Consider the following 24,462-nt stretch of genomic DNA (forward strand, 5'->3'; position numbering starts at 1 on the left):
CGCCTTCGCGGCGATGTCACATGCGTGCTGCGGGTGTGGTCGCCGCCGCAGCGGGTACGCCGACCCGATTCGTGACGGTCGGGGGACGGATGGTCGGGACGGGCCGGGTGGGCCGGGCGCTCGCGCGGGTGCCGGCACCCTGGCCGTACGTGCTCGGGGTCTTCCTCGGCACGAAGATCGTCTTCACGCTGGTCGGGGTGCTCACGCTCGCCGCCTTCGACGGCACCGCGTGGGCGCCCCCACCCGACGAGGCGCAGATGCGCCAGCAGCAGCGGGAGGTCTCACCGCACGGGTGGCTGTCGTTCTGGTTCGCCTGGGACTCGTTCCTCTACGACCACCTGGCCCGGCTGCCGCTCGACCAACCGTGGACGGATTTCGCCTTCCCGCTGCTGTATCCGTTCCTCGCCCGGCCGCTGGCCCCACTGCTGGGCGGCGACACCGCGCTGGCCCTGCTGGTCATCGCCAACGTGGCCTACATCGGTGTGCTCTACTACGGCGTCCGCCTCGGCGAGCGCCTGCTGACCGACGACCGGAGCGCTGCCACCGGCCGCGCCGACGAGCCGGGCGCAGCCACCGCCGGTGGGCCGGGCGACGGTGGCCGGGCGGCGCGGCGGTTCGTGCGGTACCTGGTGCTGCTGCCCACCGCATTCCTGTTCCACGCGGCGCTGACCGAATCCCTCTTCCTCTGCCTGACGCTTGCCACCTTCTACTACGCGGAGAAACGACGCTGGCTGCTGGTCGGCGTCATCGGCTTCTTCCTCGCGTTGAGCCGGTCGGCCGGGTTCTTCGTGGCGCTACCGCTGGTCCTGGTGTTGCTGCGCCAGGGCGGCTATCGGCTGCGTCCGCGCGCCCTGTGGGGATATCTCCGAGCCGGGTGGCCGCTGCTGCTGTTGCCCGCAGGCTGGCTCAGCTTCATGGCGTTCTGCTGGTGGCAGAGCGGCGACTGGTTCGCCTACAAGCACGCGCAGGAGCAGGGTTGGAACATCCGGGTGCAGAACCCGCTCGGCGTCCTCTGGCACGGCCTGACCGGAGCGGCACCGGACGCCGTACGGGTCTGGATCGCCGTCCTGTTCCTCGCCGTCCTCGTCGGCGGCGCCCGCCGCCTGGGCCTGCCCTACCTGGTGTACGGGGTGATGATGGTGCTGGTGCCGCTGTCGATGGGCACCCCCGTCTACAAGAGCCTGCTGCGCTATCTGCTCGCGGTGTTCCCGGTGGCCCTGGTGCTGGCCGGCTGGGCACGACGACCCCAGCTCGACGTCTGGCTGACCGCCGTGCTCGCGGTGTTGCAGGGCGCTCTGTTCGTCATCTGGCTCGCCTACTGGACCCACTTCATCATCTGAGACAGCGGGGCTGGTCGAGGTCCGGACCAGCGTGCGGGCTGGTCCGGACCCCGGGGCGCTAGGCTGCCGCCGGCCGGTAGCGGACGTCCACCTCGGCAGTCGGGTCGTCGGCACCGACGCGGTGCAGGTAGATCGGACGGCCGCCGAGGTGCTCGTAGAGCCGGATGCCGTCACCCAGCAACACCGGCGCGATGTGCAGGTCGATCTCGTCGATCAGGCCACGTTCGAGGAGTTGGCGGCCGATGTCCGGCGACAGCACCTCCACGTTCCTGCCGTCGGCGGCCGCCAACGCGATCCGCACCGCCTCCGCCACATCGCAGTTGAGGAACGTCACCCGGTCAGCGGGTTTCGCGTCCTCGGGATGGTGGGTCAACACGAAGACCGGGCCGGTCCAGTCGCCGCCGTAGACATTGCCGGCGTCGGGGAACATGTCCCAGCCACGGCGGCCGCCGAGGATGGCGCCTGTCGTCTCGACGTACTGCTGGACGAAGCCGGGCCGCTCGGAGATGCCGGTCTGCATCCACGTCATGTCGTGATCCGGTCCCGCCACGAACCCGTCCAGTGACATGGTGAAATGCCACAGAACCTTGCCGCCGGCGGTCTGTGGTGCGAAGTCGCTCATGCTGTCCTCCTGGTGCGATCGGTCGTACCGAAGAAGAGACGGCAGCCGCGACGAAAACTCATCGGTCCAGCGTCGGCGGGAGGCCGAACGCCGGGAAGAGCGCCGGCTCGTGGAACGCGACGATCTCGGTGATCAGCCCGTCGCGTACCTGCAACACTCCGATCCCGAACGGCTCGAAGACCTGCTGGCCCGGCGGTCGGCGGTAGCTCGCCGCGGCGAGCTGTCCGTTGGCGCTCGTCGGAATCATCCGCAACGCGCCGATGTACTCGGCGGAGGTCGGGTCCCAGGTCGCGGCCAGCGCCGCGAGGACGGACTCACGATCTGCGAACCACTCCGGCAACGGCGGCATGGTCGCCCGCACATCCTTGGCCAGCAGTTCGGCCACCTCGTCGAGATCGCCGCGCTCGACCGCGTCCAGGTATCGCCGCAGCACCTGCCGCTGCGGTTCGGTCGGTGGCGCGGCCGGAGCCCAGTCCGACCGGCCCGGCGGGAGGTGCTCCCGCAACGTCACGCGGGCCCGTTGCAACGCGCTGTTTACCGAGGCGACGCTGCCGTCGAGCACCTGGGCGGTCTGCCGCGCCGGCCAGCCCAGCACGTCGCAGAGGATCACCGCCGCGCGCTGCCGGGGCGGCAGGTGCTGCATCGCCGCCAGGAACGCCAGTTCCAGGGTCTCCCGCGCCACGACCGCCGCCTCCGGCTCGTCCTGGCGCGGCGCGACCGGCTCCCGCACCGTACGTGGCTCCCGCAGCGGGCGTGCTTCCCGCAGGGCGTACGGTTCGCGCAGCGCGTCGGGAAACGGTTGCAGCCACGGGCCGGTGACCAGGGTCGCCACGGGCTGCCCCGGCGCATAGTCCGGGTTGGCCTGATCGGGCAGCAACCGCCGCTTGCGCCCGTCGAGGGCGTCGAGGCAGACGTTTGTGGCGATGCGGTAGAGCCAGCTGCGCAGCGATGACCGACCTTCGAACCCGTCGCGCGCCCGCCACGCCTTCAGGAAGACCTCCTGCACGAGGTCCTCCGCCTCGTCGAAGGAACCGACCATCCGGTAGCAGTGGACGCGCAGCTCACGCCGGTGCTGCTCGATCCGGGAGGCGAAGTCGTCGTCGCTCACCGGGCGACCGTACCGAACGCACGGCTGTCGCTCGACGCTGTCGGCCACTGGCGCTTCCGCATCTGCCTCCCTCCACTGCCGAGGGTCAACCAGGTGCGAAGGTGTCACCGTCCCTGGTCCGGTCCTCGGCCGGTAGGATCTGCGCATGAGCTCAGAGGCGGTTGGCAGATACATGCCCCCGGTCGTGACGCTCGATGACCTCACCGCGATGATGGCTGAGGACGAACACCACCGGTACGAGATCAGCCCGGAGGGAGTCCTCTCGATCATGCCGCCGCCGGGGTACGCCCATGCCATCATCGCGACCCGGCTCATGGTGTGGTTCGCCCAGGGCGGAGTGCCGGCGGAACGTGTCGCTCAGACCGTGGGTCTACGCATTCCCGGCCGGGACGGCAGCGTCGGCGGACGGATCCCCGACCTGGTCGTCTGGAGTAAGACTCAGGCTGACGGCGTCTGGCTGCCGGTTGCCGATGTGCTCCTCGTCGTCGAGATCATCTCACCCGGCTCCGAGGGCATCGACACCGTGACGAAGCGCAACGAGTACGCCGCCGCCGGCATCGGCCAGTACTGGGTGGTCGACCAGGATGCCGCCCAGACCGTCACCATGCACCACCTGGACGGCGATAACTACACCGTCCGCGCGACCATGCCGCTGGCCTGGGTCCTCAACACCAGCCCGACTGAACACGACCTCGACTGACTGCGCCACCACGACGACGGCCAGCCCTCGACGTCGCTCAGCTGGCGCCGAGCAGTTCGGTGATCTGGGTGTAGAACGGGGCGGGGTCGCCGGCGAGCGAGGCCTTCACCATGGCCGTCCAGTCGTCGACGATCACCTCGATCGATCCGGCTGCCAGGCCGTCGAGCGACAGCCGTGGGACGTCACGGGGGTCGATCTTGGGTCCGTCGTAGCCGGCCATGAGGTCCGTGCGGCCGCGCCGCCCAGGACGCCCTGGACCAGGGTGCCCTGGGCGGCGAGTTCGAGGCGTACGCCGTTCGTCATGTTCCATTCGGCGGCCTTCGCGGCGGCGGCGACGGAATCGTGGTCGAGCAGGTCGAGGCGCAGCGGCACGGCACCACCCGGCTGTCGGTGAAGTCGAGGCTCTCGGGGCGGCGGGCCGTCGCGTACACCTTGCTCGCCCCGCGGTCGAGCGGTTCGAGCACGAACTGGCGGCCGATGCCGCGGTTGGCTCCGGTGACGAGGGCGATCTGGTCAGCGGTGTTCATGGGTTCTCGCTCCCTGGGTGGGCTTCGGTGGGGGCCGTGTTCCGGCCCGGCGTCGACTACCGTAGGAGTTGACGTTGACGTCAAGGGCAAGTCGGACGAGGCAACCAGAGGGGGACGCCGATGCGCATCGGTGACATCGCGCGACAGGCGGGCGTCAGCACCAGAGCTCTGCGGTACTACGAAGAGCAGGGCCTGCTCACCTCGCAACGCTCCCCCAGCGGCCAGCGCATCTACCCCGAGTCAGCTGTCGAACGCGTCCGGTTGATTCAGCAACTCTTCACCGCCGGCCTGCCCAGCCGCACCATCGTGCAGCTGATGCCCTACATCGACACCGGGCACGGTCCGCCGGAGGTCTTCGAGCTGATGGCCGCCGAGCGCGACCGCATCAGCGCCGCCATGGCCGACCTCGCTGCCGCACGCGACGCCCTCGACCGCATGATCGAAATCGCGCACCATCCGACCCCCGAGCACTGCCCGGCCCTGCGCGAACCACCCTGGACGCCGTACCACGACGCCGAGGCGGCCACGGCGGCGGTTGTCTGAGGACTTGCTCAAGGAGTACGCCGCTCGATCGACCAGGCGCGACCCGGACCGGACGTTGAACATCCGGCACCGGGCCGTACGCGCCTTCGACTTCGTGCTCGACGCGACGGTGGCGTACTTCGCCGCCAACAGCGCCGACATCACTGCCGCCATCGCGCATTCGACCGCCGAGGCGCAGGCCGGTCGGGGCACCGTCCACCTCGACGAGGAGGGGACGCTGCCGGTGGAGGCCGACACCTGCGGCTACCTGATCGCGGCGCAGCAGTACGACGGGCAGCTCGCGGAGCTGTTGCGCCGGCACCAGATCGACGCGCAGGTACGCCCGGACGGGGTCGGCGTCTCCATGGCGCAGGCACACCGGCGGATGATCCCGCTGCTGCTCGACGCCCGCGCCGAGACCGCGATCGCCGACGCGCAGCGGCGCTCGTACTGCGCGTCCGGTGACCCGCGGTTGGCACCGACCCGTGAACTCCTCGCCGAGCTGCTCGACGCCGAACGGCTGGCGCAGCAGACGGCATCGCAGGTGACGTCCCGACTGGCCGTGATCGAGAACCTGCTCAGCAAGGACGGTCCGGCGCACGCCGCGAAGCCGGTACTCACCGCGTTGATCCGTCAGGTGGAGAACGCCAAGCGCGACGGCTCCGAACCGGCGGCGCGCACGGCGCTGACCGCCGAGCTGCAACACCTGCTCGACACCCTCCAGGGCTGACCGCGCCAGCCCTGACGGTCCCGCCCGGCCCTGTGGTGCCGGGCGGGACCGTCACTGTTGTTGAGGCGGCCGCCCGCTGCCTACAGGGCGCTGACCAGTGGGTCGTGGACCCGGCCGAGGAACAGCGGCACGCCGGTGTACCAGTCGTGGATGACGTACAGGAACGGCCGGTTCACGAAGAACTGCGGCCCCTGCGGAATCGACGGCGGCGGGATGATGACGGCCGACGCGGCTGCCGCCTCGGTGCCCTTCTCGTCCACCGCGATGAACGTCTCGTGCAGCACGTCGTTGATGTACAGGGACGAATCGGTGCTCATGCCACTGAGATCGGCCTGCGGCGTGAACGCCGTGGGCATGCCGAGGTTGCTCAGCGCGACAGCCAACTGCACTGGCAGCCGGAACGTCCACCGGGGCAGCCGCAACTGGACGGTGGCACCGCCGAACCCGGTCAGCAACGCGCTCAGCCACGCCCCGTCGAGGTTCGCCTCGATCGCGGCGAGATCGTTCCCGGTCGGCATGACGATGGCCATACCCAGCCGGTCCCCCGCGAACGGCACGTCGACCGCCTGCCACCCGTCGCCGACCTGGTAGCCCATCCCGGCGAACGGCCCCCGCATCATCGGTACGCCGACCACGCTGCCGTCGTCCCGGGTGAACGACTCGGTCGCGGTCAACGCCGGAACGAACTGGTATCTCCACGCCGCCTTGAGGTAGGTCGTGTTTGTGAGAATCAGGCTGGTGCCGGGGCTCACCGCATTGGACGGCAACAGCTCGGGGATCTTCGCGTTGGTCCGGTCGGACACCCAGGTGTTGATCTCCTGGCGGGCCGCTTCCGGCGCGCCGGCGAAGTCGACCGGGTGCGGCGCGGCACCGTAGTAGCCGGTCAGCGTGTCCTGAAAGCCGGGTCGCAGGCCCAGGCCGAGCCGGGTCCACAGGGCGTTGGCCGTCCTCAGCAGGGGCCGGGCTGTCCCGTCGCCGTCCTGGTAGCGGGTGGCGAGGGTCTGTTCGATGGTGTTGAGGCCGCTGTCGAGCGCGCCGGGTCGGGGATGCGGCGCGTGCAGCACGGCGTCCATCTCGGCCGCCGTGGTCGAGCCGGCACCCGCCCTGGTCATCGCCAGCGCGAGCCCGACCGAGTACGGCGCACAGACCACGTTGTCGCCGGGACGGGTCGAGGCCAGTTCGCGGTAGAGGTCGGCCGAGAAGCCGCGCACGGCGGTCGCGGCGGCGGCCAGCGTGGCAGGATCGGGGGGTACGCGTATCGGATCGGTCGATGTGGACGATTCGTCGGGACGGCGGAGTTGACCTGGGGTGGCGGTGAATGCGGCGGCCGCGAGGGGCACGGTCCGCAATACCGATCGACGCGAGACCATATCTCGACGGTAATGCAGCCCTACGCCGGAACACCAGGTCAACACCGAAAATACATCGAAGTTCTGCGATATAAGCCCATCGTTTGTCGGTCGGGCACCGGAACCACGTGGTGACGAGGCGTCACCGTCTGCTTCACCGGCGGCGCTTGTTGATGCTCGGCAGGCCGCCGGAGACGGTCCGTACGCTGCCGTCCGGGTTGCTCCGACCCGGTTTCTGCATGGCCCCGGTCACTCGCCGCCCCGCCAGGTCGGAAGCGCTCAAGTTGACCACGACCCGATTCGCCCGCCAGCTCCTGATCCGGGCCAACGCCTGATCACGGTCGGCGACGCCGGTCAACGCACGGATCGCCGGCATCGCCTTGTACGGCTCGGCGAGCAGAAGCTCGGCCACATCGGCAGCGCTCAGCTGGCGCGCAGCGACGTTGCCCACCGGAACGAGCGAGCCGTGAACCTGCTCGCCCTCGGACCACAACCACACAGACCGTTTGCCGTCGCCGGCCCGCATCACCGGAGCTGTCGACGCGGTCGCTTTCCGGCTCGGATCAGCAGTTTTCCGAGTCAGGTCGGGAGCTTTCCGACTCGGGTCAGCAGTTTTCCGAGTCGGGTCGGCAGCCTTTCGAGTCGGGTCGGCAGCGGTCGGTGCCGTCGGGGGTGTGGCCGCGACGTGGGCTTGCAGGGCGGCTGGCGGTTGCGCCCGTCGCTGCGCGGGCACGTCGGCGGCCGGGCGGGGCGGGGCCTGTTGCGGTCGTTGCGTCGGCGCCCCTCGCCGCTCCCTGACGAACCAGGCGGCCACCTCCCACTGCTCGGGCGTGAACCGGACCGGGATGACCTCGGGCAGATGCGGTGCCGAGGGGTTCTGCACGGTGACCTGCGCGCGCCGCTTGGCCAGGTCGGACAGGGTGAGCGACCCGATGTCCACGACCGTGGCCAACGGGATCCGTCGGACGTGCGCCTTCAGCCACGGCAACCACCGTCCACGCCGGACGACCAGCTGCCCGTTCTCGAACGAGGCCTTCCACCGAGCCATACCGACCACCTCCCGCGCTACGCACGTTAGCGGCCTGAGGATCACCACCACACTCGTCGTGTCGGGCAGTTAGGGATGACGGATCGACGGGCCCGCGGCATGGTCAGCTGCGCACCCAGGAAGCAGGTCAGAGCGCGGCGGCGTTGTCTTGAGGGAACCCCCCGGTCGCCGCGGACCTCACCGGGCCTGCGGTTCACCCCGATCGGCGAGATCACCGAACCAGGTCAGGGCGTGCTGTCCCGAGGAGATCCCGTAGTCCAGGGTCGCGCGCTGATACACCGCCACGTCGCGGAACTCCGCCGGCACCTCGATCGTGTCGATGCGCTTCTTGAGCGCGGTGAGCTGGGCGAGATGAGCTGCGGTCCGCTCCTGGATGCGCCGCAGCACCGCTACGCGATCCGTCGGGTCGAGCAGGCCCAGGAAGTACAGCCGGGACAGCGCCGCCGTCTCCAGGTCCGCGCCGCTGAGTTCACCCGTCATCCAACGGTGGAACTCCTGCCGGCCCGCCTCGGTGACTCGGTAGATCTTCTTGCCGCGTCCGCCGGGTTCGGTGCTCGCGACCTCGATCAGCCCCTTGTCGAGCAACCCGTCGAGGGCGCGTTTGATGCTGCCCGAGCTGGCGCTGTAGAAGAGCGCAACGCCCGCTTCGAAGCTCTTGATCAGGTCGTACAGGCTCTGCGGGGCGAGCAGCAGCAGGCCCAGGATCACGTGTGCCACATCGCGATCCTACCCTGTTGACTCTCTTAGACATGTCTAGTAGACATGTTGTCATGTTGAGCATCCTTCAGCAGCAGTCCAGCAATCGGGTGACCGACGAGGTCGACGCCGGCCTGACCCGGCTCGTGCAGAAGCTGAGCGCCAAGCGCGGGCTGCACCACGTCAGCCTCGCCGTGTCCAGCGCCGACGGGCAGCGCCACTGGGCCGGCGCATCGGGTCCGGAGGACACCACCGAGCCGCAGGTACGCCCCGAGGCGCCGTTCTTCATCGCCTCGATCACCAAGCGGTTCATCGTCACGCTGGTCCTACAGGCCCATGAGCGCGGCGAACTCGACCTGGACGCCCCGATCTCCACCTACCTGCCCGCGTCCGTCACCACCGGGCTACACGTACGGCGTGGGGTGGACCGGACGGCGCAGATCACCGTACGCCACCTGGCCAGCCACACCTCCGGGCTGCCGGACTTCCTCGAACGACGCCGCGGCGAGCCCAGCCTCTACCGGCAGATACGTGCCGGACAGGACATCGCCTGGACCTTCGACGACGTCCTCGACATCACCCGCAACCAGCAGCGCCCCCACTTCGACCCGCAGGACCTCAATGCCCCCAGGCAGCGGGCACGCTACTCCGACACGGGCTACCAGTTGCTGCTCCGGATCCTGGAGGCGGTCACCGGCCGCACCTTCCCCGACCTGCTCGCCGACCGCATCACCGGCCCGCTCGGCCTCACCGGCACCTGGCATCCCGCCGCCCAGCCCGCCGACCCGGCTCTCCCCGCGCCCCTGCCCCTGCACATCCGTCGGCGCCGCGTGGAGGTGGACAAGGTCATCGCTTCGGCCGACGACCTGTTCAGCACCACCAGGGATCTCCTCGCCTTCGAGCGGGCACTCGTGGCCGGTGAGCCCTTCGCCGATCCGAATACGCGGCACCTGCTGACCGAACGCCGCAACCGACTGAGCAACGCCCCGGTGCTGCGCTACGGCCTGGGCACCATGTTCTTCAAGGTCAATCGGCTGATGTCGCCACTGCCCAAGCCGGTGACGCTGGTCGGCCACTCAGGGTCGACCGGCACCTGGCTGTTCACCTGCCCGGAACTCGACCTGCACCTGGCCGGCACCGTCGACCAGACCGTGGCCAAGGGCCTCCCATTCCGCATCATGGCCGCCTGCCTGCGAATCTGGGCCAGCTGAACACCTACTCGACACCCCGCCAGGGCGGCTTCAGATGTGGTCCGTCTCGCCCAGGTCAGGAAGCCGGTCGCAGCGCAGCGACCCGGGCCAGGACCGTGCGGGAAGCGCCGGGCTGGCCGTCCGGTCCGATCTCGACCCCTTCCAGCCACACCCACTCGCCGTCGTACCACTGACTGACATCGAGCCGTACCCGGACGATCCGCAGCCGCAGCGGGCCGGTGGCGTACCAATGGTCGGCTTCGGCTAGCTGGACCACGTCCTCGGCCGCCACCGGCACGCGGGGCACGACCGGCACGCGGGTCGGTGTCCCCGCGACGCGACCAGGCGGCAATGGTGGCGGCGGCGCGGCGGCGGCCTGCGCCGCCTGGCGCGCCCGCAGGATCAGCCGGTTGCGGATCTGCGCGGGCGACAGGTCGAAGGCGTTCACGGCAGGTACGTCCGCAGAATGCGGGTGACGGTCGCCTCGGCCCAGGCCGCCCGGGGACACGCGCCGTCCGCGCGACAGTCCGCGCATTTGCGGGTACGCGGATCCTCGCCGGGCCGCCGCCAGTGCTGGTTCACCACCCGGTTCGCCCGCGCAAGCTGACCCGAGGTGATCTCGCCACCCGACTGCACCCGATCGGGCTCGGTCGACGCAGGTCCCGCGCACGTCGGCGTCGGGAAGCTCCCCCGGTTGCGCCGCCCGGCATCGGGGTGGCCCACCCGCCGGTTCCGCGGCCCCGCCGGGCGCTCCTCGGGCCGCTCGTAGACCTCCGCGCCGTCGCAGCGCGAGGTCACCCGCAGCTCCGGTACGACATGCTCCACCGATATTCGCCGGAACCGCCCCGGCACATCCCCGTCCGGCACGGCCTGCCCGGTCAGGTCCAGCGCGACCGGCCCCGCCCGCAAGAACCACTTCCACCGCCTACCCATGTTGCTTCCCGAGGCGACGCCCACGCGGCTGCCAAACCACGCGGCCGGAGTACGCGCCAAAACGACAGGTCGTCATGTCGCTGCCTTTCCATGCTGGATGGGAGGTGCGATCGGAACGCGGCGGCCGTCCGGGGGGAATTGGCCGGCCGCCGCGCTGTAGCCATCCTGCGACGGTCCGCAGTCCAAACGCAACGTTCCAAAGCCGAATTTCGCGTACATGCATTGACTTTCTTTTCTGTAACCGTTATGCGTTACAGAGACGGGTGACGCAGTGTTGCGTGCTGGAACCAGGGAGTGTGCGCATGCCTGAGGACATCGGATCGACCGTGCCGCGCCGACAGCTCGGTCGGCTGCTACGCCAGTTCCGCAACGAAGCGGGGGTGACGCTCGATGCCGCCGCCGAGGCCCTGGAATACAGCCGGCAGAAGATCTGGCGGCTCGAATGCGGCATGGGCTCGGTCCGGGTGCTCGATGTCAAGGCGATGTGCGAGCTGTACAGCGTGTCGCCGGAGATGACCGAGGCGATGCGTGGGCTGGCCGCCGAGACGAAATCCAAGGGCTGGTGGCACGCCTACGGTGACGCGGTGCCGAGCTGGTTCGAGCTGTACGTCGGCCTGGAATCCGCCGCCGCCCATCTGCGACGCTACGACGAGTCGCTGATCCCCGGCATCCTTCAGACCCGGGAGTACGCACACGCCCTCTACCGACTCGGCGGGCGGCTGAGCGAGGAGGAACGCGAGCGAGCCGTCCAGGTCCGACTGCAACGACAAGCCCTGCTCATGCGGCGGCTGCCGGCGGCCCCTCGACTCGACGCGGTGCTGTCCGAAGCGGTGCTCCGGCGCGGTGTCGGTGGCCCAACCGTCATGGGTGGCCAGCTCGACCAACTCCTCAAGCTGTCCGACCTGCCGAATGTGACGGTGCGGGTGCTGCCGCTGGCGGCCGGGCCACAGCCCGGCGCGGTCGCCGGATCCTTCGTCATCCTCGACTTTCCGACCACCAAAGGGGGACGGGCCGCGCCGGAGCCCTCGATCGTCTACAGCGAGTCGTTGACCGGCGCGCTCTACCTCGACAAGCCCGATGAACTGGCCGCCTACGAGCGGGTGTGGCGGGGACTGGATGCCCTCGCGCTCGGCGAGGCAGAATCAAAGGACATGATCAAAAGGCTCATTGGGGAGATCCGGCATGACTGACCTGACCGGCGCCATCTGGCGCAAGAGCACCCGTAGCGGCGACAACGGCGGCGACTGCATCGAGGTTGCCGACAACCTCCCCGGCCTCGTCGCCGTACGCGACTCCAAGGACCCTGCCGGGCCGGCTCTCACCTTCTCCCCCACCGCCTGGACCGCGTTTACCAGCGCGACAAAGCAGGCGATCGGCGGCGAAGATTCGGCTTCCGAACTCACCGCCTGCTGACAGAACCACCCGAGTTGTCCGTCGATTCGTACGTGACTTCCACGTCTCTTACCGGCTTCACCAGGCCGGCCAGGAACTCCCGGGTCTCCGGATCCGTGGAGTAAATGATCGTGCCGCGCATGCCGCGGGTGAGCAGCACCTTGTAGGTGTTACGGATCAGACGGTCCGCCTCTTCGTCGCTCACCGTCTTCCGGCTGCGAAACGCCGGGTCCTTCGACTCGTCTCGTCGGGTGATCAGCCGACCATCTCGAGCAAGCAGGTCCGGCCCGATGATGACGCCAGACCAGTCGTACTCGAAGCCCTGTGCGGTGTAGACGCATCCGACCTGTCCGAAGCCGTTCGGATCAGTGGCCCAGAAGGCACTACCCGGAGCGTCGCCTACGCTGCGGTCACTCTTGACGTTCCACGGTCGCGCCCACTCGCCGATCACCACATCGGGCACCAGCGTGCCGTCGGATCGCGGGTCGCTCCACGGCCAGCAGTATCCAGCAGACATCCGGGCTGTTTGCCCCGACTCCCCGGCATTGCCCACCTGGCCCTGACGGGCCCGGAGGAACAACTCCAACTCCTCCGGGGAGTCCGCTAGTCGTAGGTCGAACCGACCGTCGCCAGCCCACACCGAAGGACCACCGTCCTCGATGCCAAGCAGCTTCAGGACCCATTCCTCGTACGCCTCGCTGCCGCCGCAGCGGAACTGGTCGTGCAGCGAGACAACCTCGATCTCCAGACCCAACTTCTCGGCGTGAGCCGAGATGACATCGACGTTGCCGAGTTCTCCCGGTTTGACCACTTGATGCTCGTCGAGCAGGAAGACCGGCACTCGCGCAGTCGAGATCAGCTCGTCCAACTGCAGCCGCGCCACATCCCGGCGCGCCTTGGGGGTGTAGCGGTTGACCGACGTTTCCCGGATCCGGTGCGCCTCGTCGCACAACAACACCTCGATGTCGTTGGCATCGGCGTCCATGAAGCTGTTGAAGTACTTGAACATTCCTTGCAGCCGTGTGGATCCCCGCCCTGCGTAGCGACGCAGGGTTTGGGTGAACGACCGGGAGCCGGTCGCGTGCAGGACGGTCCGGCCCTGCCGAGCCATCTCTCCCAACACCGACAGCGCGATGACGCTCTTGCCGCTGCCGGGGCCACCAGCGACCACCACGACGCGCTTGCGGCTTGCCGCCCGAGCCCGCTCGACCGTGTGCAACACCAGTTCGTACGCCACCCGCTGCTCGTCGAGCAGCGTGAACTGCGACCGTTCCTTGAGTTCCTGTGCCGCGTACCGCAACAGGTGGCGACTTGGTCGCACGGTGCTGGTGAGAAAGCGATCGGCGGCGGCAGCGCCGGACTTCGGCGCGAACCGCGACTGGAGATACTCCAGCCACTGACCGCGACGCTGCTTGGTGAAAAGCCGACTCTGCGCCGTCGGTGGCCGTTCGAGCAGGTCGGCGATATCCCTGTCGACCGCATTGTGCAGGTACGCGGCACCGTGCAATGGATGTTGCTGGCGACCCAGGATGCCGAGAAAGTCGGTGAGGTACTGGCAATAGTCGGCAACCTGCACACCGGGGTGCAATCGCGGTCCACGCGCGTGCTCGACCGCGACCAGCGTGTCGGAGTCCTCGTATGCGGTCGCGTAGGACCATTGTTTCAGCTCGACCACCAGGTAGGAATCCTCCCCGGTTCGCGGATCGACTCCGGCGAGCACCGCGTCGATCCGCCGGCTGGTGAGCGGCAACTGATACTCGACCAAGACCTCAATTTGACCGAGCCCGGCGTCGGTGAGGTCCTGCGCCAGCACCGGCAGGCTGTTGGCCCACGACCTCCGCTCCGCCGGGCTCACCCCGTGGCGCAGCGACCACAGATGATCGGCGATGCGATCGCTGAGGGTTCTGTCGGTGGCGAGACGCAGCAGACTTGCGGCAGACGTACGGAACGCCGACATGGACCCAGGCCCCCAGGCAGCACGAAGTGATCGTGCGGATGGGGGGCATATCCGTTCATCGGAAGCCCGTCGGACCGCTCTGTTGCCAGCACCTTATCGAGTGGGACGGAGACACGACTATCCGGCTCGGTCAGCTGACTGAGCCTTTTTCGCCGAACCATACGACTGTTCGACGGGATAACGGCGGGCGGCCTCGGCCAGCTTGTCGGTTGCTGCCGCCACGAGGTCGATACCCAGGACGTCGGCCAGACGGGTCAGGTAGATCATGACGTCACCGATTTCGGCTCGCACCCGCGCACCATGCCCCGGATCGCTCATCACCGCCGCGGATTCTTCCGGGGTCAGCCACTGCAACTCGGCGAGCAACTCGCCAATCTCCCCTGCGAGCGCCATAGCCAGGTTCTTCGGGGTGTGGAACCGCTGCCAGTCCCGCTCTTCGGCGAACCGACGCAGCTGGTTCACGAGATCGGTCAGCCCGGGCTCGTTCGGATCGTCCTCCACAAGCGCAGCCTACTGCCGCTGCCCACCGGCGCAGCCAACGCTTGCCGCTGTCCCGCCAGCTTCGACCTGTGACCAGGTGCGATCGGTCGATGACGGCCAGCAACAGGTCGATTTTGCTCTACGCGGACAGGCCTTTCGCTGCTCTGGCGGAAAGTTCCACGATGTCCGGCGAAAGTCATAGACATATCGACATCCGCTTTGTTAGCTTCAGGCGAGTTGTTACGTCGAGGTAAACCGATTTGTCGAGGGGCTCCTCGGCCGTGACACCCATCCGACCACATCTGCCATCCCGTCCACCAGAACGCGCCCAGCGCACCGCGAAGGCGGGTGCCGACGGGCGGTTCCGTGCTGCCCATCCCACAAGGAGGAACCAGCCCTCACGTCTACGACCTGCCCGACCAGTCCCTCACCGAAGGAGAGGCAGTTGAAGAGACGACTCGCGCTCGCTGTGGCCGGTCTGACCGCCATCGCGCTCACCGCGACGCCGACCCCGACGATGGCCGCACCGGCGCTCCGCCGGAATCGGCCTTCCAGAAAGTCACCCTCAACGACCCACCGGGCGAGCCGATGGATCTCGCCGTGCTCCCCGACCGCCGGGTGCTGCACGTGACCCGCGCCGGTCAGGTCTGGTTGCACAACCCCGCCACCGGCCGCAACACGATCGCCGCCACCCTTGACGTGTACCAGCACGACGAGGAGGGTCTGCAGAACGTCGCGATCGACCCGGGCTTCGGTAAGGGCGGCAACAACTGGGTCTACCTGTACTACTCGCCCCCGATGGACACCCCGGTCGACGATCCGTCCACTCCGGACGCCAACGAGGGCGATGCGCCGGCCTGGGGCACCGAGGAGGACTTCGCGCCCTTCCGCGGGGTGATCCGGCTGTCCCGGTTCCGCCTCGTCAAGGACAAGCTGGATCTGCGCTCCGAGCAGCAGATCATCGATGTGCCGGTCGACCGGGGCATCTGTTGCCACGTGGGCGGGGACATCGTCTTCGACAGCAAGGGCAACCTGTACCTGTCCACCGGTGACGACAGCAACCCGTTCGAGTCCGGCGGGTACGCGCCGATCGACGAGCGTCCCGGGCGTCATCCGGCGTACGACGCGCAGCGCAGCTCGGCCAACACCAACGACCTGCGTGGCAAGATCCTGCGGATCAAGGTGGGTGCCAAGGGCGGCTACACCGTCCCGAAGGGCAACCTGTTCAAGAAGGGGACGCCGAACACCCGGCCCGAGATCTACCTGATGGGGCTGCGTAACCCGTTCCGCATCGAGCTGGACCGCACGTCCGACACGCTGTTCGTCGGTGACTACTCGCCGGACGCCCGCCAGCCCAACCCGGATCGCGGACCGGCGGGGCAGGGCAAGTGGCTCGCCGCCCGCGAGCCCGGCAACCATGGGTGGCCGTACTGCATCACGCCGGACCAGCCGTACCTCGACTACGACTTCGCCACCGACCAGCCGGGGGCGCCGTTCAACTGCGCCGCACCGGTGAACGACTCGCCGCACAACACCGGTCTGCGTAACCTTCCGCCGGTGCAGCAGCCGCAGGTCTGGTACGGCTTCGGCCTGTCCCCGCAGTTCCCGGAGCTGGGTACCGGCGGCATCGGGCCGATGGCCGGTCCGGCGTACCAGTTCGACCGTTCCACCACTCGCGGCCGCAACCCGTCCGGCTGGCCTGCGTACTACGACGGCAAGCCGCTGTTCTACGAGTGGACCCGCGACTACGTGAAGGCCTTCGAGCTGGATCGGCGCGGTGAGCTGCGCGGGATCGAGTCGGTGCTGCCGTCGGTGGTCTTCGACAACCCGATGGATCTGGAGTTCGGCCCGGACGGCGCGCTCTACGTGCTCGAATACGGTGACGGCTACTTCAGCGAGAACCCGGACGCCCAGTTGGCCCGCGTCGACCACATCGGCTGGGACGGCAACCACAGCCCGGTGCCGCAGGTGTCGGCCACCCAGACCGCCGGGCTCGCGCCGCTGACCGTGGAGTTCTCCAGCGCGGGCACCGCCGACCCGGACGGTGACCGACTCCGGTACGAGTGGTACCTCGACGACGACGACAAGGTCGATTCCCGGGAGGCGAACCCGACGTTCACGTACCGCCGCAACGGCAGCTACGAGGCGACGCTGAAGGTCACCGACCAGAAGGGACGGTCGGCGTCGGCCTCCGTGCGGGTCGTGGTCGGCAACGCCACGCCGGTGGTGGAGCTGGTCAGTCCGGTCGTCGGGCAGCCGTTCACCTTCGGTGACGTGGTGCAGTTCGAGGTGCGGGTCACCGACGACCAGCCGGTGGACTGCGCCCGGGTCAGCGTGACGTACATCCTGGGTCACGACGACCACGGCCACCCGATCACCACGGCCAACGGCTGCACCGGCACGATCACCACCACGGTGCCCTCCGGGCACGATCCGGCGACCGACAACCTGTCCGCGGTGTTCGTCGCGTCGTACACCGATCCGGGTGATGAGGGCCTACCGCCGCTGACCGGCACGACCGAGGTCGTCCTGGTCCCCACCCAGTAAGTTCCCGACCGAGGTCCCTGGTCGACACCGGTCGGCCGGAGACCTCGGTCCGGGTCCACGCACCACGAGAGGAGTGCCACATGTGTTACGGGTACGACGGCGAGGCCGCGCTGCGGCGGTCCGTCATCGACCGGCGGGGCCTGTTGCGCGGTTCGTTGGCAGCCGCCGCCGGTGTGGGGCTGGTCGCGTCCGGGATCGGTGCGACCGCCGCGACCGCCGGTCCCGGCCACGGTCACGGTCCGGGTCACGGCCACGGTCCCGGTCACGGACCGGGCCACGGTCATGGGCCCGGTCACGCCGGGCGACACCACGTGCCGCCGGGTCTGATCAGCATCCAGCTGTGGACGGTACGCGACGCGCTGAACGGCTCGCCGGGCTACGACGCCACCCTCAAACACCTCGCCCGCATCGGCTATCCGAAGGTGGAGTTGGCACTCGGCTACTTCGGTCGTAGCGCCGGGCAGCTGCGCCGGTTCCTCGACAGCATCGGGATCAAGGCCAGCTCCAGCCACGACGGGATCAGCGCCGACGCCGCCGCACTGCGGCAGAAGATCCAGGACGCGGTCACCCTGGGCCAGAAGTACATGGTCGTGCCGTACCTCTACTCCGAGAGCGCCGACGAGTGGAAGCGCTGGGCGGAACAGATGAACGTCGAGGCCGCCGCGGCACGCAGGGCAGGTCTGCGGTACGGGTATCACAACCACGCGCACGAGTTCACCATCGACCTCGGCGGTGGGCGTACGCCCTGGGACATCCTGACCGCGGAGCTCGACCCCAAGCTCGTCCACCTGGAGATCGACATCTACTGGGCGGTCACCGGCGGCATCGAGTCCGGTGCCGGCGCGGCCGATCCGGAGGGCTTCACGCTTGACGTGATCCGTCGCGCGCCGCAGCAGGTCCTGCAGTACCACGTGAAGGACCGGCACGCCGCCGACGGAGACATGGCCGACCTGGGCACCGGGATGATCGACTTCGCGCGGATCTTCCGGGGCCACGCCGTGCAGGAGTACATCGTCGAGAACGACACCCCCGACGTGACGCCCCAGCAGACCGCCGAGGTCGGCTACCGCTACCTGCGCAAGCTGCGGTACTGACCGGACGCCGACGGGCACCTGGGCGCACGGTCGGCCCGGTGCCCGTCGACATCACGGCCGGTCCCCCTGACACAATCGCCGCCATGGAAGCTGCCGAGCTGGTGCTGGTGCTGCGCTACCGCAAGGCGGTGACGTACGGGCTGCACGTCCTGCTCGGCGCGCTGGAGACCCACCAGACCTCCACCCGGTACGAGGTGCGTTTCGGCGACACCCCGGAGACGACCGCCGCGCACATCCGCGACGCCGCCACCACCGCGACCCGGGTGCTGGTGTTGTGGTCGTTCTACTCCCCCGACGCGCACGCCCTGGCCCAGGAGCTGGCCGAGATCCGGGCCCTGGCCGACGCCCCGAACGTGACCCACGTCGCCGGCGGCGTGCACGCGACCGCCGAGCCGGTGCAGACCCTCGACGCCGGGTGGGACATCGCGGCGGTCGGCGAGGGCGAGACGACGCTGCTGCACCTCGTCGACGCCGTCGGTGACCCGGCCGGGATCACCGGGCTGGTGTACCGCGACGACACCGGTGCCGTGGTGCGTACGGGCCGACCCCTGCGGCGACCGCTCGACGAGTTCCGGGGCTTCTCGCTGCGGTGGGACCGTTTCAACGCCCTGGAGATCACCCGAGGCTGTGTCTTCTCGTGCCGCTTCTGCCAGACCCCGTTCATGTTCTCGGCGAAGTTCCGGCACCGCAGCGTGGCGAACGTGCGGTGGCACGTCGACCGGATGCGGGCCCGTGGGCTGCGCGACGTCCGGTTCATCACGCCGACGGCGTTGAGCTACGGCAGCCAGACCGAGGAACCGAACCTCGACGCGGTCGAGGAGTTGCTGGCCAGTTGCAAGGAGGGCATCGGGCCGAACGGGCGGGTCTTCTTCGGCTCCTTCCCCAGCGAGATCCGACCCGAGCATGTCAGCCGGGCGGCGCTTCGGCTGGTCAAGAAGTACTGCGCGAACAACAACATCATCGTCGGCGCCCAGTCCGGTTCGGACCGGGTTCTCGACGCCGCGAAACGCGGCCACGGCGTCGAGGAGGTCAAACGGGCCGCCCGCCTCGGCATCGAAGAAGGCTTCCGGATCAACGTCGACATGATCTTCGGCATGCCGGGCGAGAGCGAGCAGGACGTCGCCGACTCCCTCCGCCTGGCCGGTGAACTCGCCGAGGTCGGCGCCCGCATCCACGCCCACACCTTCATGCCACTGCCCGGCACCCCGTGGCGCGACGCCCCACCCGGCGATGTGGACCCCGAGACCATCCGGCAGGTCGACCGCCTCTCTCAACGCGGCGCACTCTACGGACACTGGCAGAAGCAACGCGAACACGCGGCCCGCCTCGCGGCCGCCGCCGAGGCGTACCCCCGCCCCGGACGCAGCCGCACCATCCTGCCGCAGCTCCCGAGGTCCGAAGCCCCGTAGGCGGCCTGCTCATCTACGCGTTCCCGCGCTTCGGCAAGCGGCAGGCTCTCCCGACCCTGCCGCAGCACCTTCACGATTGCTACTGCTGTCGTGGGACCCTGGAGCACGATTAGCCGCTCCCGGGAGACTGGCCGAACACGGCGTATGTGGGCGGTGGCACGGGCACCTACCTGGACGTTCCGCGACATCGCTGCCAGCCTTGGCAAAGTTATCTTAGTCATTAAGATAACCACATGGACACATCGACTGATTTCTCGGTGGCGATCGCCGGTGCCGGCCTCTCCGGCCTCTGCCTCGCCCAGTACCTGATGCGCGCCGGCATCGACGTGCACGTCTACGAGCGGGACCCGGGCCCCTTCGTCAGACAGCAGGGCTACCGGATCATTCTCGACCAGTACGGGCTGGAGGCACTGCGTACGAGCCTGCCCCGCCCGCTATACCACCTGGCGCTTGCCACCGGCGACGAACCCGGCGGGCAGCTGCGCTTCACCGACCGGCGGCTACGCGACGCCTTCACCATCACCTTCAAGGACAAGACACACGCAACCCGCCAGGTCGACCGGCTGACCCTGCGGTCGATCCTGCAGTCCGGGCTGGACGGACGCATCCATTACGGCAAGGCCGCCACCGGGGTGGACAGCAGCGACCCGGCACGACTGCGGCTGGTCTTCTCCGACGGCGGGTCCGTGCCGGCGAGCGTCATCGTGGGCGCGGACGGCGTCGGCTCCGCGCTGCGCGCCCAGCTCATGCCGGACGCGGCACCGGCGAACACCCCGATGGCCGGCATCTACGGCCGGACGCCGTTGCGGCGAAACGGCCACAGCATCATCCCGGACGCGCTGCGTACCAGCGGGGTCCTGGCCATCGACGACCGGCCGGGCCGCGCCTTCTTCTTCACCTCGATGCGGTTCGGCGAGAACCCACGCGAGGCGTTCGCGCGACTGGCCCCGGGCAGCTACGCACCCACCGGCGACGACTACGTCATGTGGGGGCTGCTGCTGCGGCAGGAAGAGGTGCCCACCGCCATCCGCCGGAACCTGCTGGCACTGCAGGACCTGGCCAGCCACATGAGTACGGAATTCCACCCGCTCGTGCGGCGACTTGTCGACAATGCCGAACTGGACACCATGGTGCTCAACCTCTTCGCCACCGGCCAACGCCCGCACCGGTGGGCGCTGCCCCGGGCGACGATGATGGGCGACGCCGTGCACGTCATGCCGCCGTTCGGCGCGCACGGAGGCAACACCGCGCTGCGCGACGCCGCCCTGCTCGGCCGCAGGCTTGTCGAGGCCCGCGCGAGCGGCACCCCGGTGGAGCGGGCCATCGCCCGCTACCAGGACGAGATGGTGCCGTACGCCTTCCGCGCCGTCGACACCGCCGCCGCTCTGATGCGCCGCCTCACCGGAGGCGCGGCCGCACCGCACTGGGTGCTGACCCGCGTGTTACCTCGGCTGCACCGGGTCACCGTGCCGGAGGCATGATTGCCTGCATGTCCCACGAGCCCGCCCGTGCGTCCGCGATCGCCGACCTCATGCGCGCCGGCCGGGAGATGTCTCGGCTGTCCATGGTGTTCCGGTACGCCATCGCGGAACAACTGGGCCTCACCGTCAGCGACCTGGAGTGCCTGGACTACCTGGCCGACGTCGAATCGGCCACGGCCGGGCAGATCGCCGAACGCACCAACCTCACCACCGGAGCGGTGACCAGCATGCTCCGCCGACTCCAGCAGGCGGGCTACGTCAGGGCCGAACGCGATCCGGCGGACCGGCGGCGGGTGATCGTGACCCTGCGGCCGGAACGGGCCGCCGAACTGGAGCGACCGTACGAGGGGTTCGCCAAGCGGGCGAAGCAACTCATCGAGGGCTACAACGTCGATGAGGTCATGCTGCTGGTCCGACACTACGACCGCATGCAGGCGATGTACCTCGCCGAGTTGGACCGCCTCCGCAAGGGCCTACCTGAGGCAGGTGTCGCGTGAGCATCGGCAGGTTACGGGGTGGCCGAGGCCATGGCGCGTAGCAGTTGCGCCGTGGCGGCGTCGGCCGGGAAGAACGTCTCGATGGAGATCTCGTCGAGTGTGACATCACGTGGTGCGCCGAACACCGTCGTCGCGTAACACAAGGTCAACTCTCCGTACTCGGTGGACAGTTGCAGCGGGATCACCAGGTCCTCCCCCGGCCCACTGTTGACGTGCGCGGCCGTCGGGGCCGGATAGCTTTCCAGTTCGGTCAGCAGTTCGGCCAGGCCCTCCGCGGCGGTGCGGTCGAGTTGGCGGCGTACGCGTCGCAGCACGTGGGTGCGCCACTGGGCCAGGTTTCGGATCCGCCCGGACAGCCCGTCCGGGTGCAGGGTGGCGCGCAGCACGTTGACCGGTGGCGTACGCAGGAATTCCGGGACACCGGCCAGGAACGCGGCCATGGCGTTGTTGGCGGCCAGCAGTTCCCAGCGCACGTTGACGGCGAGCGCGGGGTTCGGTTCGTGGCCGGCGAGCACCGCCGCCACGGCGGCCCGGGCCGCGCCGAGGTCGACGTACGCCCTCTCCGGGTGCACCGGCGCGAAGCCGGCGGCCAGGTACAGGGTGTTGCGTTCGCGCAGCGGCACGTCGAGTTCGTCGCAGAGCCGCTCGATCATCGCCCGGCTCGGGGTGGCCCGGCCGGTCTCGACGAAGCTCAGGTGGCGCGTGGACACCTCGGTCGACGACGACAGGTCGAGTTGTGAGCGGCCGCGCCGCTCACGCCAGCGCCGGATCAGCACTCCCACCGGCTCGCTCCTGGTCATGGACCACAGCCTCGCGCAGGTCACCGTCGGGCGGCAATGACCTCGCAGGTAATCGACATGCTGCGGGCCGTCGGCGCACGGTGGTTACGCGGCGCTCGCCGCACCCGACCTGCCGACCGGGAGAGGAACGACCCCATGACGTCCGAAGCGTACGAGGACACTGTCGAGCGGTACGTCCGGTTCTGGAACACCGGGCAGCCTGAGGAGCAGCGCCGGCTGGCGGCGGACACCTTCACCGAGGAGGTCAGCTACCACGCGCTGGTCGGCGTGCTCACCGGAGCGCAGGCGCTCATCGACTTTCGCGGGCAGTTCACCCGGCATGTGGGTGCCGCCGTGTTCCAGCGGCGCGCGGTGCCGCAGATCCACCACGACCGGGCCCGGCTGATGTGGGAGATCGAACTCGACGGCGGTCGGTCGTTCGCCGCCGGCACCGACATGCTGGTGTTCGACAGGGACGGACGGATCAGCTCGGTCACCACGTTCCTGGACCGCGCGCCGGAGGGCTTCGATCCGCACGCCCAGCACTGACGTCCGGCTCACCCGGGATGGGCTGCACCGCATCGGGGGCCCGGGTGAGCCGGCCCCGCTGGGGCCTCGGCGTACCGTCGTGGTCACTGTGGGCGGGCGACCTCGAACCGTCCGTCGGTGGACAGCACCGTGACGGTGATCGCCGTCGGGACGCCGGCGATCTGCGCCGAGCAGGAGAACCGGCTGCCGACTGTGACCGGCTGGTCGGGAGGGCAGGCGACGAGGTCCGCGTCGAGCCGGTAGTCGTCGCGCAGCACCGACAGCACCCCCTGCTGCACGGCTGCCGTGTCGAAGACCTTCGTGTGCAGGAGTCCGGGCCAGACCAGTGCGAGTACGACCACCAGCGCCACCACGACCACGGCCGATCCGGCCACGGCGACGGCGAGCTTCGGGGGGATGCGCCGTCGGCGCTCGTTCGGCCCGGTCGAGGCCGGTCCCCACTGTGCCGGCGGTGCCGGTGCCCAGCCAGGGGCGGGAGTCGCAGGGGCGCCGTAGGAGTTGGTCATCGTCGTGTCCTTCGGGCTCATCCGGCGGTGGCCGTGGTGGGCGCGGTGACCACCTCGGGCTCAGACGTGCTGCGGTCACCGGTCGGGCTGATCGCGAACCAGGTGCCGCCGACCCCCTGACCGTTGCGGTCGCCGGGCGTGGTGTCCTTGGCGTACAGGTAGACGGGCCAGCCGCCGATGGTCACCTGGCAGGTGCCGTCGGCCCGCTCCACGTACCCGACCAACTGCGGGTCGATTCCACTCGGGTAGATCCGCCCCGGTCCCGCGACGAGCAGCGGCGGCCATGTCTTCGCGCAGTCCCCGTTGCAGGTGGACTTCGACGGCTTCGCGGTGTCCTTGTCGAACCGGTACAGCGTCCGCCCCTGCCCGTCGGCGACGTACGTGCCTATGTCGGCGGAGGCGGTAGCGGTCAACTGGATGAGGGTGTCGCCGCGCCCGGTGCCGGGCTCGGGTGAGAGCGGGACATCGGACGGGCCGCTGTAGATCCGTACGCGACCCTGGGTTTTCGCCACCGTCGGCGCCGCAGTCGGGGTCGCCGGAGCGGCGATCACCTCCGGCGACGTGTCGGCCTCGGCGGTCGGGCCCGGCGTGGCCGGCACCACCGTGGGGGCCGCTGCCGTGGGGGCCGCCACCGTGGCAGGCGTGGCGGGCCCGGTCGCCTGCTCACCACAGGCGGCCAGGACCGCCACGCCGGCCAGTGCGATCGCGGTCCGCGCGATCCGGCTGTGCAACAGCATCTCTCTGCTCCACCTCGTGTTCGGGGAGGACCGTGCCGGTACGCGCGATCCGGCACTCACACGGCGCGGGCGGCGAAGTGGTTCACCGGGACCGTGTCCACGAAGCCGGCCCGGCAACTGAACCGTTTCGGGCCACCGTCCGTGTGGGAGGCGGCAACGGTGAAGGGGCGGCCAGGAGGGACCGCCACGGAGCCGGCGAGATCGACCACACGAGGGAGCGGAACGTGGCCACGTACCACATCGTCAGCGAGGACATGCAGGAGTCTTCG

28 protein-coding genes are annotated in these 24,462 nt (G+C 69.3%); 13 read left to right on the top strand and 15 right to left on the bottom strand.

Annotated features, from left to right (window positions below; genetic code table 11):
* The first annotated feature begins 20 nt into the window (after nucleotides 1–20).
* The gene (locus C1A38_RS14180) at nucleotides 21–1,340 is read left to right on the top strand and encodes a hypothetical protein (protein WP_233196819.1); all 1,320 of its coding nucleotides are present in this window, start codon (nucleotides 21–23) and stop codon (nucleotides 1,338–1,340) included.
* Nucleotides 1,341–1,398: 58 nt separating this feature from the next.
* Here C1A38_RS14180 and C1A38_RS14185 read toward each other — a convergent pair whose 3' ends face one another.
* Both C1A38_RS14185 and C1A38_RS14190 read right to left on the bottom strand, forming a co-directional pair.
* On the bottom strand, nucleotides 1,399–1,962 hold the full coding sequence (locus tag C1A38_RS14185) for a dihydrofolate reductase family protein (protein ID WP_102658299.1): 564 nt from the start codon (nucleotides 1,960–1,962) through the stop codon (nucleotides 1,399–1,401).
* A gap of 58 nt (nucleotides 1,963–2,020) precedes the next feature.
* Nucleotides 2,021–3,070, bottom strand: a complete 1,050-nt coding sequence (locus C1A38_RS14190; RefSeq protein ID WP_013734041.1) for a sigma-70 family RNA polymerase sigma factor — start codon at nucleotides 3,068–3,070, stop codon at nucleotides 2,021–2,023.
* 184 nt (nucleotides 3,071–3,254) lie between these two features.
* Here C1A38_RS14190 and C1A38_RS14195 point away from each other — a divergent pair, with 184 nt between their 5' ends.
* Nucleotides 3,255–3,770 (top strand): Uma2 family endonuclease, encoded by a 516-nt coding sequence (locus C1A38_RS14195; RefSeq protein WP_233196820.1) that lies wholly within the window; start codon nucleotides 3,255–3,257, stop codon nucleotides 3,768–3,770.
* A gap of 37 nt (nucleotides 3,771–3,807) precedes the next feature.
* Here C1A38_RS14195 and C1A38_RS32410 read toward each other — a convergent pair whose 3' ends face one another.
* Entirely contained in the window at nucleotides 3,808–3,990 is a 183-nt protein-coding gene (locus tag C1A38_RS32410) for a Rossmann-fold NAD(P)-binding domain-containing protein (RefSeq protein WP_353505516.1), read from the bottom strand.
* A 79-nt stretch (nucleotides 3,991–4,069) separates the two neighbouring features.
* Nucleotides 4,070–4,297: a Rossmann-fold NAD(P)-binding domain-containing protein gene (locus tag C1A38_RS32415; RefSeq protein WP_353505517.1), complete on the bottom strand. Its 228-nt coding sequence runs from the start codon at nucleotides 4,295–4,297 to the stop codon at nucleotides 4,070–4,072.
* Between the two features lie 120 nt (nucleotides 4,298–4,417).
* Here C1A38_RS32415 and C1A38_RS14205 point away from each other — a divergent pair, with 120 nt between their 5' ends.
* A complete protein-coding gene (locus C1A38_RS14205) occupies nucleotides 4,418–4,840 on the top strand; it encodes a MerR family transcriptional regulator (RefSeq protein ID WP_102658301.1) in 423 nt (140 codons plus the stop codon).
* The gene (locus C1A38_RS14210; RefSeq protein ID WP_146017551.1) at nucleotides 4,833–5,549 is read left to right on the top strand and encodes a hypothetical protein; all 717 of its coding nucleotides are present in this window, start codon (nucleotides 4,833–4,835) and stop codon (nucleotides 5,547–5,549) included. Before C1A38_RS14205 ends, C1A38_RS14210 begins: the two co-directional genes overlap by 8 nt.
* Nucleotides 5,550–5,629: 80 nt before the next feature.
* On the opposite strand, the gene C1A38_RS14215 is transcribed toward C1A38_RS14210, so the two are convergent.
* From C1A38_RS14215 to C1A38_RS14225, 3 genes are all read right to left on the bottom strand, one after another.
* A complete protein-coding gene (locus C1A38_RS14215) occupies nucleotides 5,630–6,919 on the bottom strand; it encodes a serpin family protein (protein WP_102658303.1) in 1,290 nt (429 codons plus the stop codon).
* Nucleotides 6,920–7,052: 133 nt separating this feature from the next.
* Complete coding sequence (locus C1A38_RS31800) at nucleotides 7,053–7,946, bottom strand: hypothetical protein (RefSeq protein WP_233196821.1); 894 nt, start codon at nucleotides 7,944–7,946, stop codon at nucleotides 7,053–7,055.
* 177 nt (nucleotides 7,947–8,123) lie between these two features.
* On the bottom strand, nucleotides 8,124–8,663 hold the full coding sequence (locus C1A38_RS14225; protein ID WP_102658304.1) for a PadR family transcriptional regulator: 540 nt from the start codon (nucleotides 8,661–8,663) through the stop codon (nucleotides 8,124–8,126).
* 53 nt (nucleotides 8,664–8,716) lie between these two features.
* Between C1A38_RS14225 and C1A38_RS14230 the strand changes: the two genes are divergently transcribed.
* Nucleotides 8,717–9,853: a serine hydrolase domain-containing protein gene (locus C1A38_RS14230; protein ID WP_102658305.1), complete on the top strand. Its 1,137-nt coding sequence runs from the start codon at nucleotides 8,717–8,719 to the stop codon at nucleotides 9,851–9,853.
* Nucleotides 9,854–9,908: 55 nt separating this feature from the next.
* On the opposite strand, the gene C1A38_RS14235 is transcribed toward C1A38_RS14230, so the two are convergent.
* Together C1A38_RS14235 and C1A38_RS14240 are read right to left on the bottom strand one after the other, a co-directional pair.
* Nucleotides 9,909–10,280, bottom strand: a complete 372-nt coding sequence (locus tag C1A38_RS14235) for a hypothetical protein (protein ID WP_102658306.1) — start codon at nucleotides 10,278–10,280, stop codon at nucleotides 9,909–9,911.
* Nucleotides 10,277–10,765, bottom strand: a complete 489-nt coding sequence (locus C1A38_RS14240; RefSeq protein ID WP_102658307.1) for a hypothetical protein — start codon at nucleotides 10,763–10,765, stop codon at nucleotides 10,277–10,279. The genes C1A38_RS14235 and C1A38_RS14240 overlap by 4 nt, the downstream gene beginning before the upstream one ends.
* A gap of 302 nt (nucleotides 10,766–11,067) precedes the next feature.
* Between C1A38_RS14240 and C1A38_RS14245 the strand changes: the two genes are divergently transcribed.
* Nucleotides 11,068–11,955, top strand: coding sequence for a helix-turn-helix domain-containing protein (locus C1A38_RS14245; protein WP_102658308.1), 888 nt, complete (start codon nucleotides 11,068–11,070; stop codon nucleotides 11,953–11,955).
* Nucleotides 11,948–12,178 carry a DUF397 domain-containing protein gene (locus tag C1A38_RS14250; RefSeq protein WP_102658309.1) on the top strand — a complete coding sequence of 77 codons (231 nt, stop codon included), beginning with the start codon at nucleotides 11,948–11,950 and terminating at the stop codon, nucleotides 12,176–12,178. Before C1A38_RS14245 ends, C1A38_RS14250 begins: the two co-directional genes overlap by 8 nt.
* Here C1A38_RS14250 and C1A38_RS14255 read toward each other — a convergent pair.
* Both C1A38_RS14255 and C1A38_RS14260 read right to left on the bottom strand, forming a co-directional pair.
* The gene (locus C1A38_RS14255) at nucleotides 12,165–13,970 is read right to left on the bottom strand and encodes a DUF2075 domain-containing protein (protein ID WP_233196822.1); all 1,806 of its coding nucleotides are present in this window, start codon (nucleotides 13,968–13,970) and stop codon (nucleotides 12,165–12,167) included. The two genes, C1A38_RS14250 and C1A38_RS14255, sit on opposite strands and share 14 nt — an antisense overlap.
* Nucleotides 13,971–14,231: 261 nt before the next feature.
* Entirely contained in the window at nucleotides 14,232–14,615 is a 384-nt protein-coding gene (locus C1A38_RS14260; protein WP_233196823.1) for a nucleotide pyrophosphohydrolase, read from the bottom strand.
* A gap of 567 nt (nucleotides 14,616–15,182) precedes the next feature.
* Here C1A38_RS14260 and C1A38_RS14265 point away from each other — a divergent pair.
* From C1A38_RS14265 to C1A38_RS14285, 5 genes are all read left to right on the top strand, one after another.
* Complete coding sequence (locus C1A38_RS14265) at nucleotides 15,183–17,141, top strand: PQQ-dependent sugar dehydrogenase (RefSeq protein ID WP_233196824.1); 1,959 nt, start codon at nucleotides 15,183–15,185, stop codon at nucleotides 17,139–17,141.
* An 80-nt stretch (nucleotides 17,142–17,221) separates the two neighbouring features.
* Nucleotides 17,222–18,235 (top strand): sugar phosphate isomerase/epimerase family protein, encoded by a 1,014-nt coding sequence (locus C1A38_RS14270; RefSeq protein ID WP_102658311.1) that lies wholly within the window; start codon nucleotides 17,222–17,224, stop codon nucleotides 18,233–18,235.
* An 83-nt stretch (nucleotides 18,236–18,318) separates the two neighbouring features.
* Nucleotides 18,319–19,644, top strand: a complete 1,326-nt coding sequence (locus C1A38_RS14275) for a TIGR04013 family B12-binding domain/radical SAM domain-containing protein (RefSeq protein WP_102658312.1) — start codon at nucleotides 18,319–18,321, stop codon at nucleotides 19,642–19,644.
* Between the two features lie 233 nt (nucleotides 19,645–19,877).
* Nucleotides 19,878–21,125, top strand: a complete 1,248-nt coding sequence (locus C1A38_RS14280; protein ID WP_102658313.1) for an FAD-dependent oxidoreductase — start codon at nucleotides 19,878–19,880, stop codon at nucleotides 21,123–21,125.
* A gap of 8 nt (nucleotides 21,126–21,133) precedes the next feature.
* Nucleotides 21,134–21,622: a MarR family transcriptional regulator gene (locus C1A38_RS14285; RefSeq protein WP_233196825.1), complete on the top strand. Its 489-nt coding sequence runs from the start codon at nucleotides 21,134–21,136 to the stop codon at nucleotides 21,620–21,622.
* Nucleotides 21,623–21,633: 11 nt separating this feature from the next.
* On the opposite strand, the gene C1A38_RS14290 is transcribed toward C1A38_RS14285, so the two are convergent.
* A complete protein-coding gene (locus C1A38_RS14290; protein ID WP_102658315.1) occupies nucleotides 21,634–22,422 on the bottom strand; it encodes a helix-turn-helix transcriptional regulator in 789 nt (262 codons plus the stop codon).
* 135 nt (nucleotides 22,423–22,557) lie between these two features.
* Here C1A38_RS14290 and C1A38_RS14295 point away from each other — a divergent pair, with 135 nt between their 5' ends.
* A complete protein-coding gene (locus C1A38_RS14295; RefSeq protein WP_102658316.1) occupies nucleotides 22,558–22,950 on the top strand; it encodes a nuclear transport factor 2 family protein in 393 nt (130 codons plus the stop codon).
* Between the two features lie 83 nt (nucleotides 22,951–23,033).
* Here the strand turns inward: C1A38_RS14295 and C1A38_RS14300 are convergent, their stop codons facing one another.
* From C1A38_RS14300 to C1A38_RS31805, 3 genes are all read right to left on the bottom strand, one after another.
* Entirely contained in the window at nucleotides 23,034–23,456 is a 423-nt protein-coding gene (locus tag C1A38_RS14300; RefSeq protein WP_158244899.1) for a DUF4333 domain-containing protein, read from the bottom strand.
* A 17-nt stretch (nucleotides 23,457–23,473) separates the two neighbouring features.
* On the bottom strand, nucleotides 23,474–24,193 hold the full coding sequence (locus C1A38_RS14305) for a hypothetical protein (RefSeq protein WP_102658318.1): 720 nt from the start codon (nucleotides 24,191–24,193) through the stop codon (nucleotides 23,474–23,476).
* A gap of 56 nt (nucleotides 24,194–24,249) precedes the next feature.
* Nucleotides 24,250–24,462: hypothetical protein (locus C1A38_RS31805; protein ID WP_233196826.1), on the bottom strand; the 213-nt coding region annotated here is incomplete at its 5' end.

The organism is Verrucosispora sp. ts21 (assembly GCF_002879555.1).
GTDB classification, from domain to species: domain Bacteria; phylum Actinomycetota; class Actinomycetes; order Mycobacteriales; family Micromonosporaceae; genus Micromonospora; species Micromonospora gifhornensis.

Bases quoted from the DNA above. Each gene is read 5' to 3' on its own strand.
- C1A38_RS14180 (WP_233196819.1), top strand. From the start codon at position 21: ATGCGTGCTGCGGGTGTGGTCGCCGCCGCAGCGGGTACGCCGACCCGA.
- C1A38_RS14185 (WP_102658299.1), bottom strand. From the start codon at position 1,962: ATGAGCGACTTCGCACCACAGACCGCCGGCGGCAAGGTTCTGTGGCAT.
- C1A38_RS32410 (WP_353505516.1), bottom strand. From the start codon at position 3,990: ATGGCCGGCTACGACGGACCCAAGATCGACCCCCGTGACGTCCCACGG.
- C1A38_RS32415 (WP_353505517.1), bottom strand. From the start codon at position 4,297: ATGAACACCGCTGACCAGATCGCCCTCGTCACCGGAGCCAACCGCGGC.
- C1A38_RS14205 (WP_102658301.1), top strand. From the start codon at position 4,418: ATGCGCATCGGTGACATCGCGCGACAGGCGGGCGTCAGCACCAGAGCT.
- C1A38_RS14215 (WP_102658303.1), bottom strand. From the start codon at position 6,919: ATGGTCTCGCGTCGATCGGTATTGCGGACCGTGCCCCTCGCGGCCGCC.
- C1A38_RS31800 (WP_233196821.1), bottom strand. From the start codon at position 7,946: ATGGCTCGGTGGAAGGCCTCGTTCGAGAACGGGCAGCTGGTCGTCCGG.
- C1A38_RS14230 (WP_102658305.1), top strand. From the start codon at position 8,717: ATGTTGAGCATCCTTCAGCAGCAGTCCAGCAATCGGGTGACCGACGAG.
- C1A38_RS14240 (WP_102658307.1), bottom strand. From the start codon at position 10,765: ATGGGTAGGCGGTGGAAGTGGTTCTTGCGGGCGGGGCCGGTCGCGCTG.
- C1A38_RS14245 (WP_102658308.1), top strand. From the start codon at position 11,068: ATGCCTGAGGACATCGGATCGACCGTGCCGCGCCGACAGCTCGGTCGG.
- C1A38_RS14250 (WP_102658309.1), top strand. From the start codon at position 11,948: ATGACTGACCTGACCGGCGCCATCTGGCGCAAGAGCACCCGTAGCGGC.
- C1A38_RS14265 (WP_233196824.1), top strand. From the start codon at position 15,183: ATGGATCTCGCCGTGCTCCCCGACCGCCGGGTGCTGCACGTGACCCGC.
- C1A38_RS14270 (WP_102658311.1), top strand. From the start codon at position 17,222: ATGTGTTACGGGTACGACGGCGAGGCCGCGCTGCGGCGGTCCGTCATC.
- C1A38_RS14275 (WP_102658312.1), top strand. From the start codon at position 18,319: ATGGAAGCTGCCGAGCTGGTGCTGGTGCTGCGCTACCGCAAGGCGGTG.
- C1A38_RS14280 (WP_102658313.1), top strand. From the start codon at position 19,878: ATGGACACATCGACTGATTTCTCGGTGGCGATCGCCGGTGCCGGCCTC.
- C1A38_RS14285 (WP_233196825.1), top strand. From the start codon at position 21,134: ATGTCCCACGAGCCCGCCCGTGCGTCCGCGATCGCCGACCTCATGCGC.
- C1A38_RS14290 (WP_102658315.1), bottom strand. From the start codon at position 22,422: ATGACCAGGAGCGAGCCGGTGGGAGTGCTGATCCGGCGCTGGCGTGAG.
- C1A38_RS14295 (WP_102658316.1), top strand. From the start codon at position 22,558: ATGACGTCCGAAGCGTACGAGGACACTGTCGAGCGGTACGTCCGGTTC.
- C1A38_RS14300 (WP_158244899.1), bottom strand. From the start codon at position 23,456: ATGACCAACTCCTACGGCGCCCCTGCGACTCCCGCCCCTGGCTGGGCA.
- C1A38_RS14305 (WP_102658318.1), bottom strand. From the start codon at position 24,193: ATGCTGTTGCACAGCCGGATCGCGCGGACCGCGATCGCACTGGCCGGC.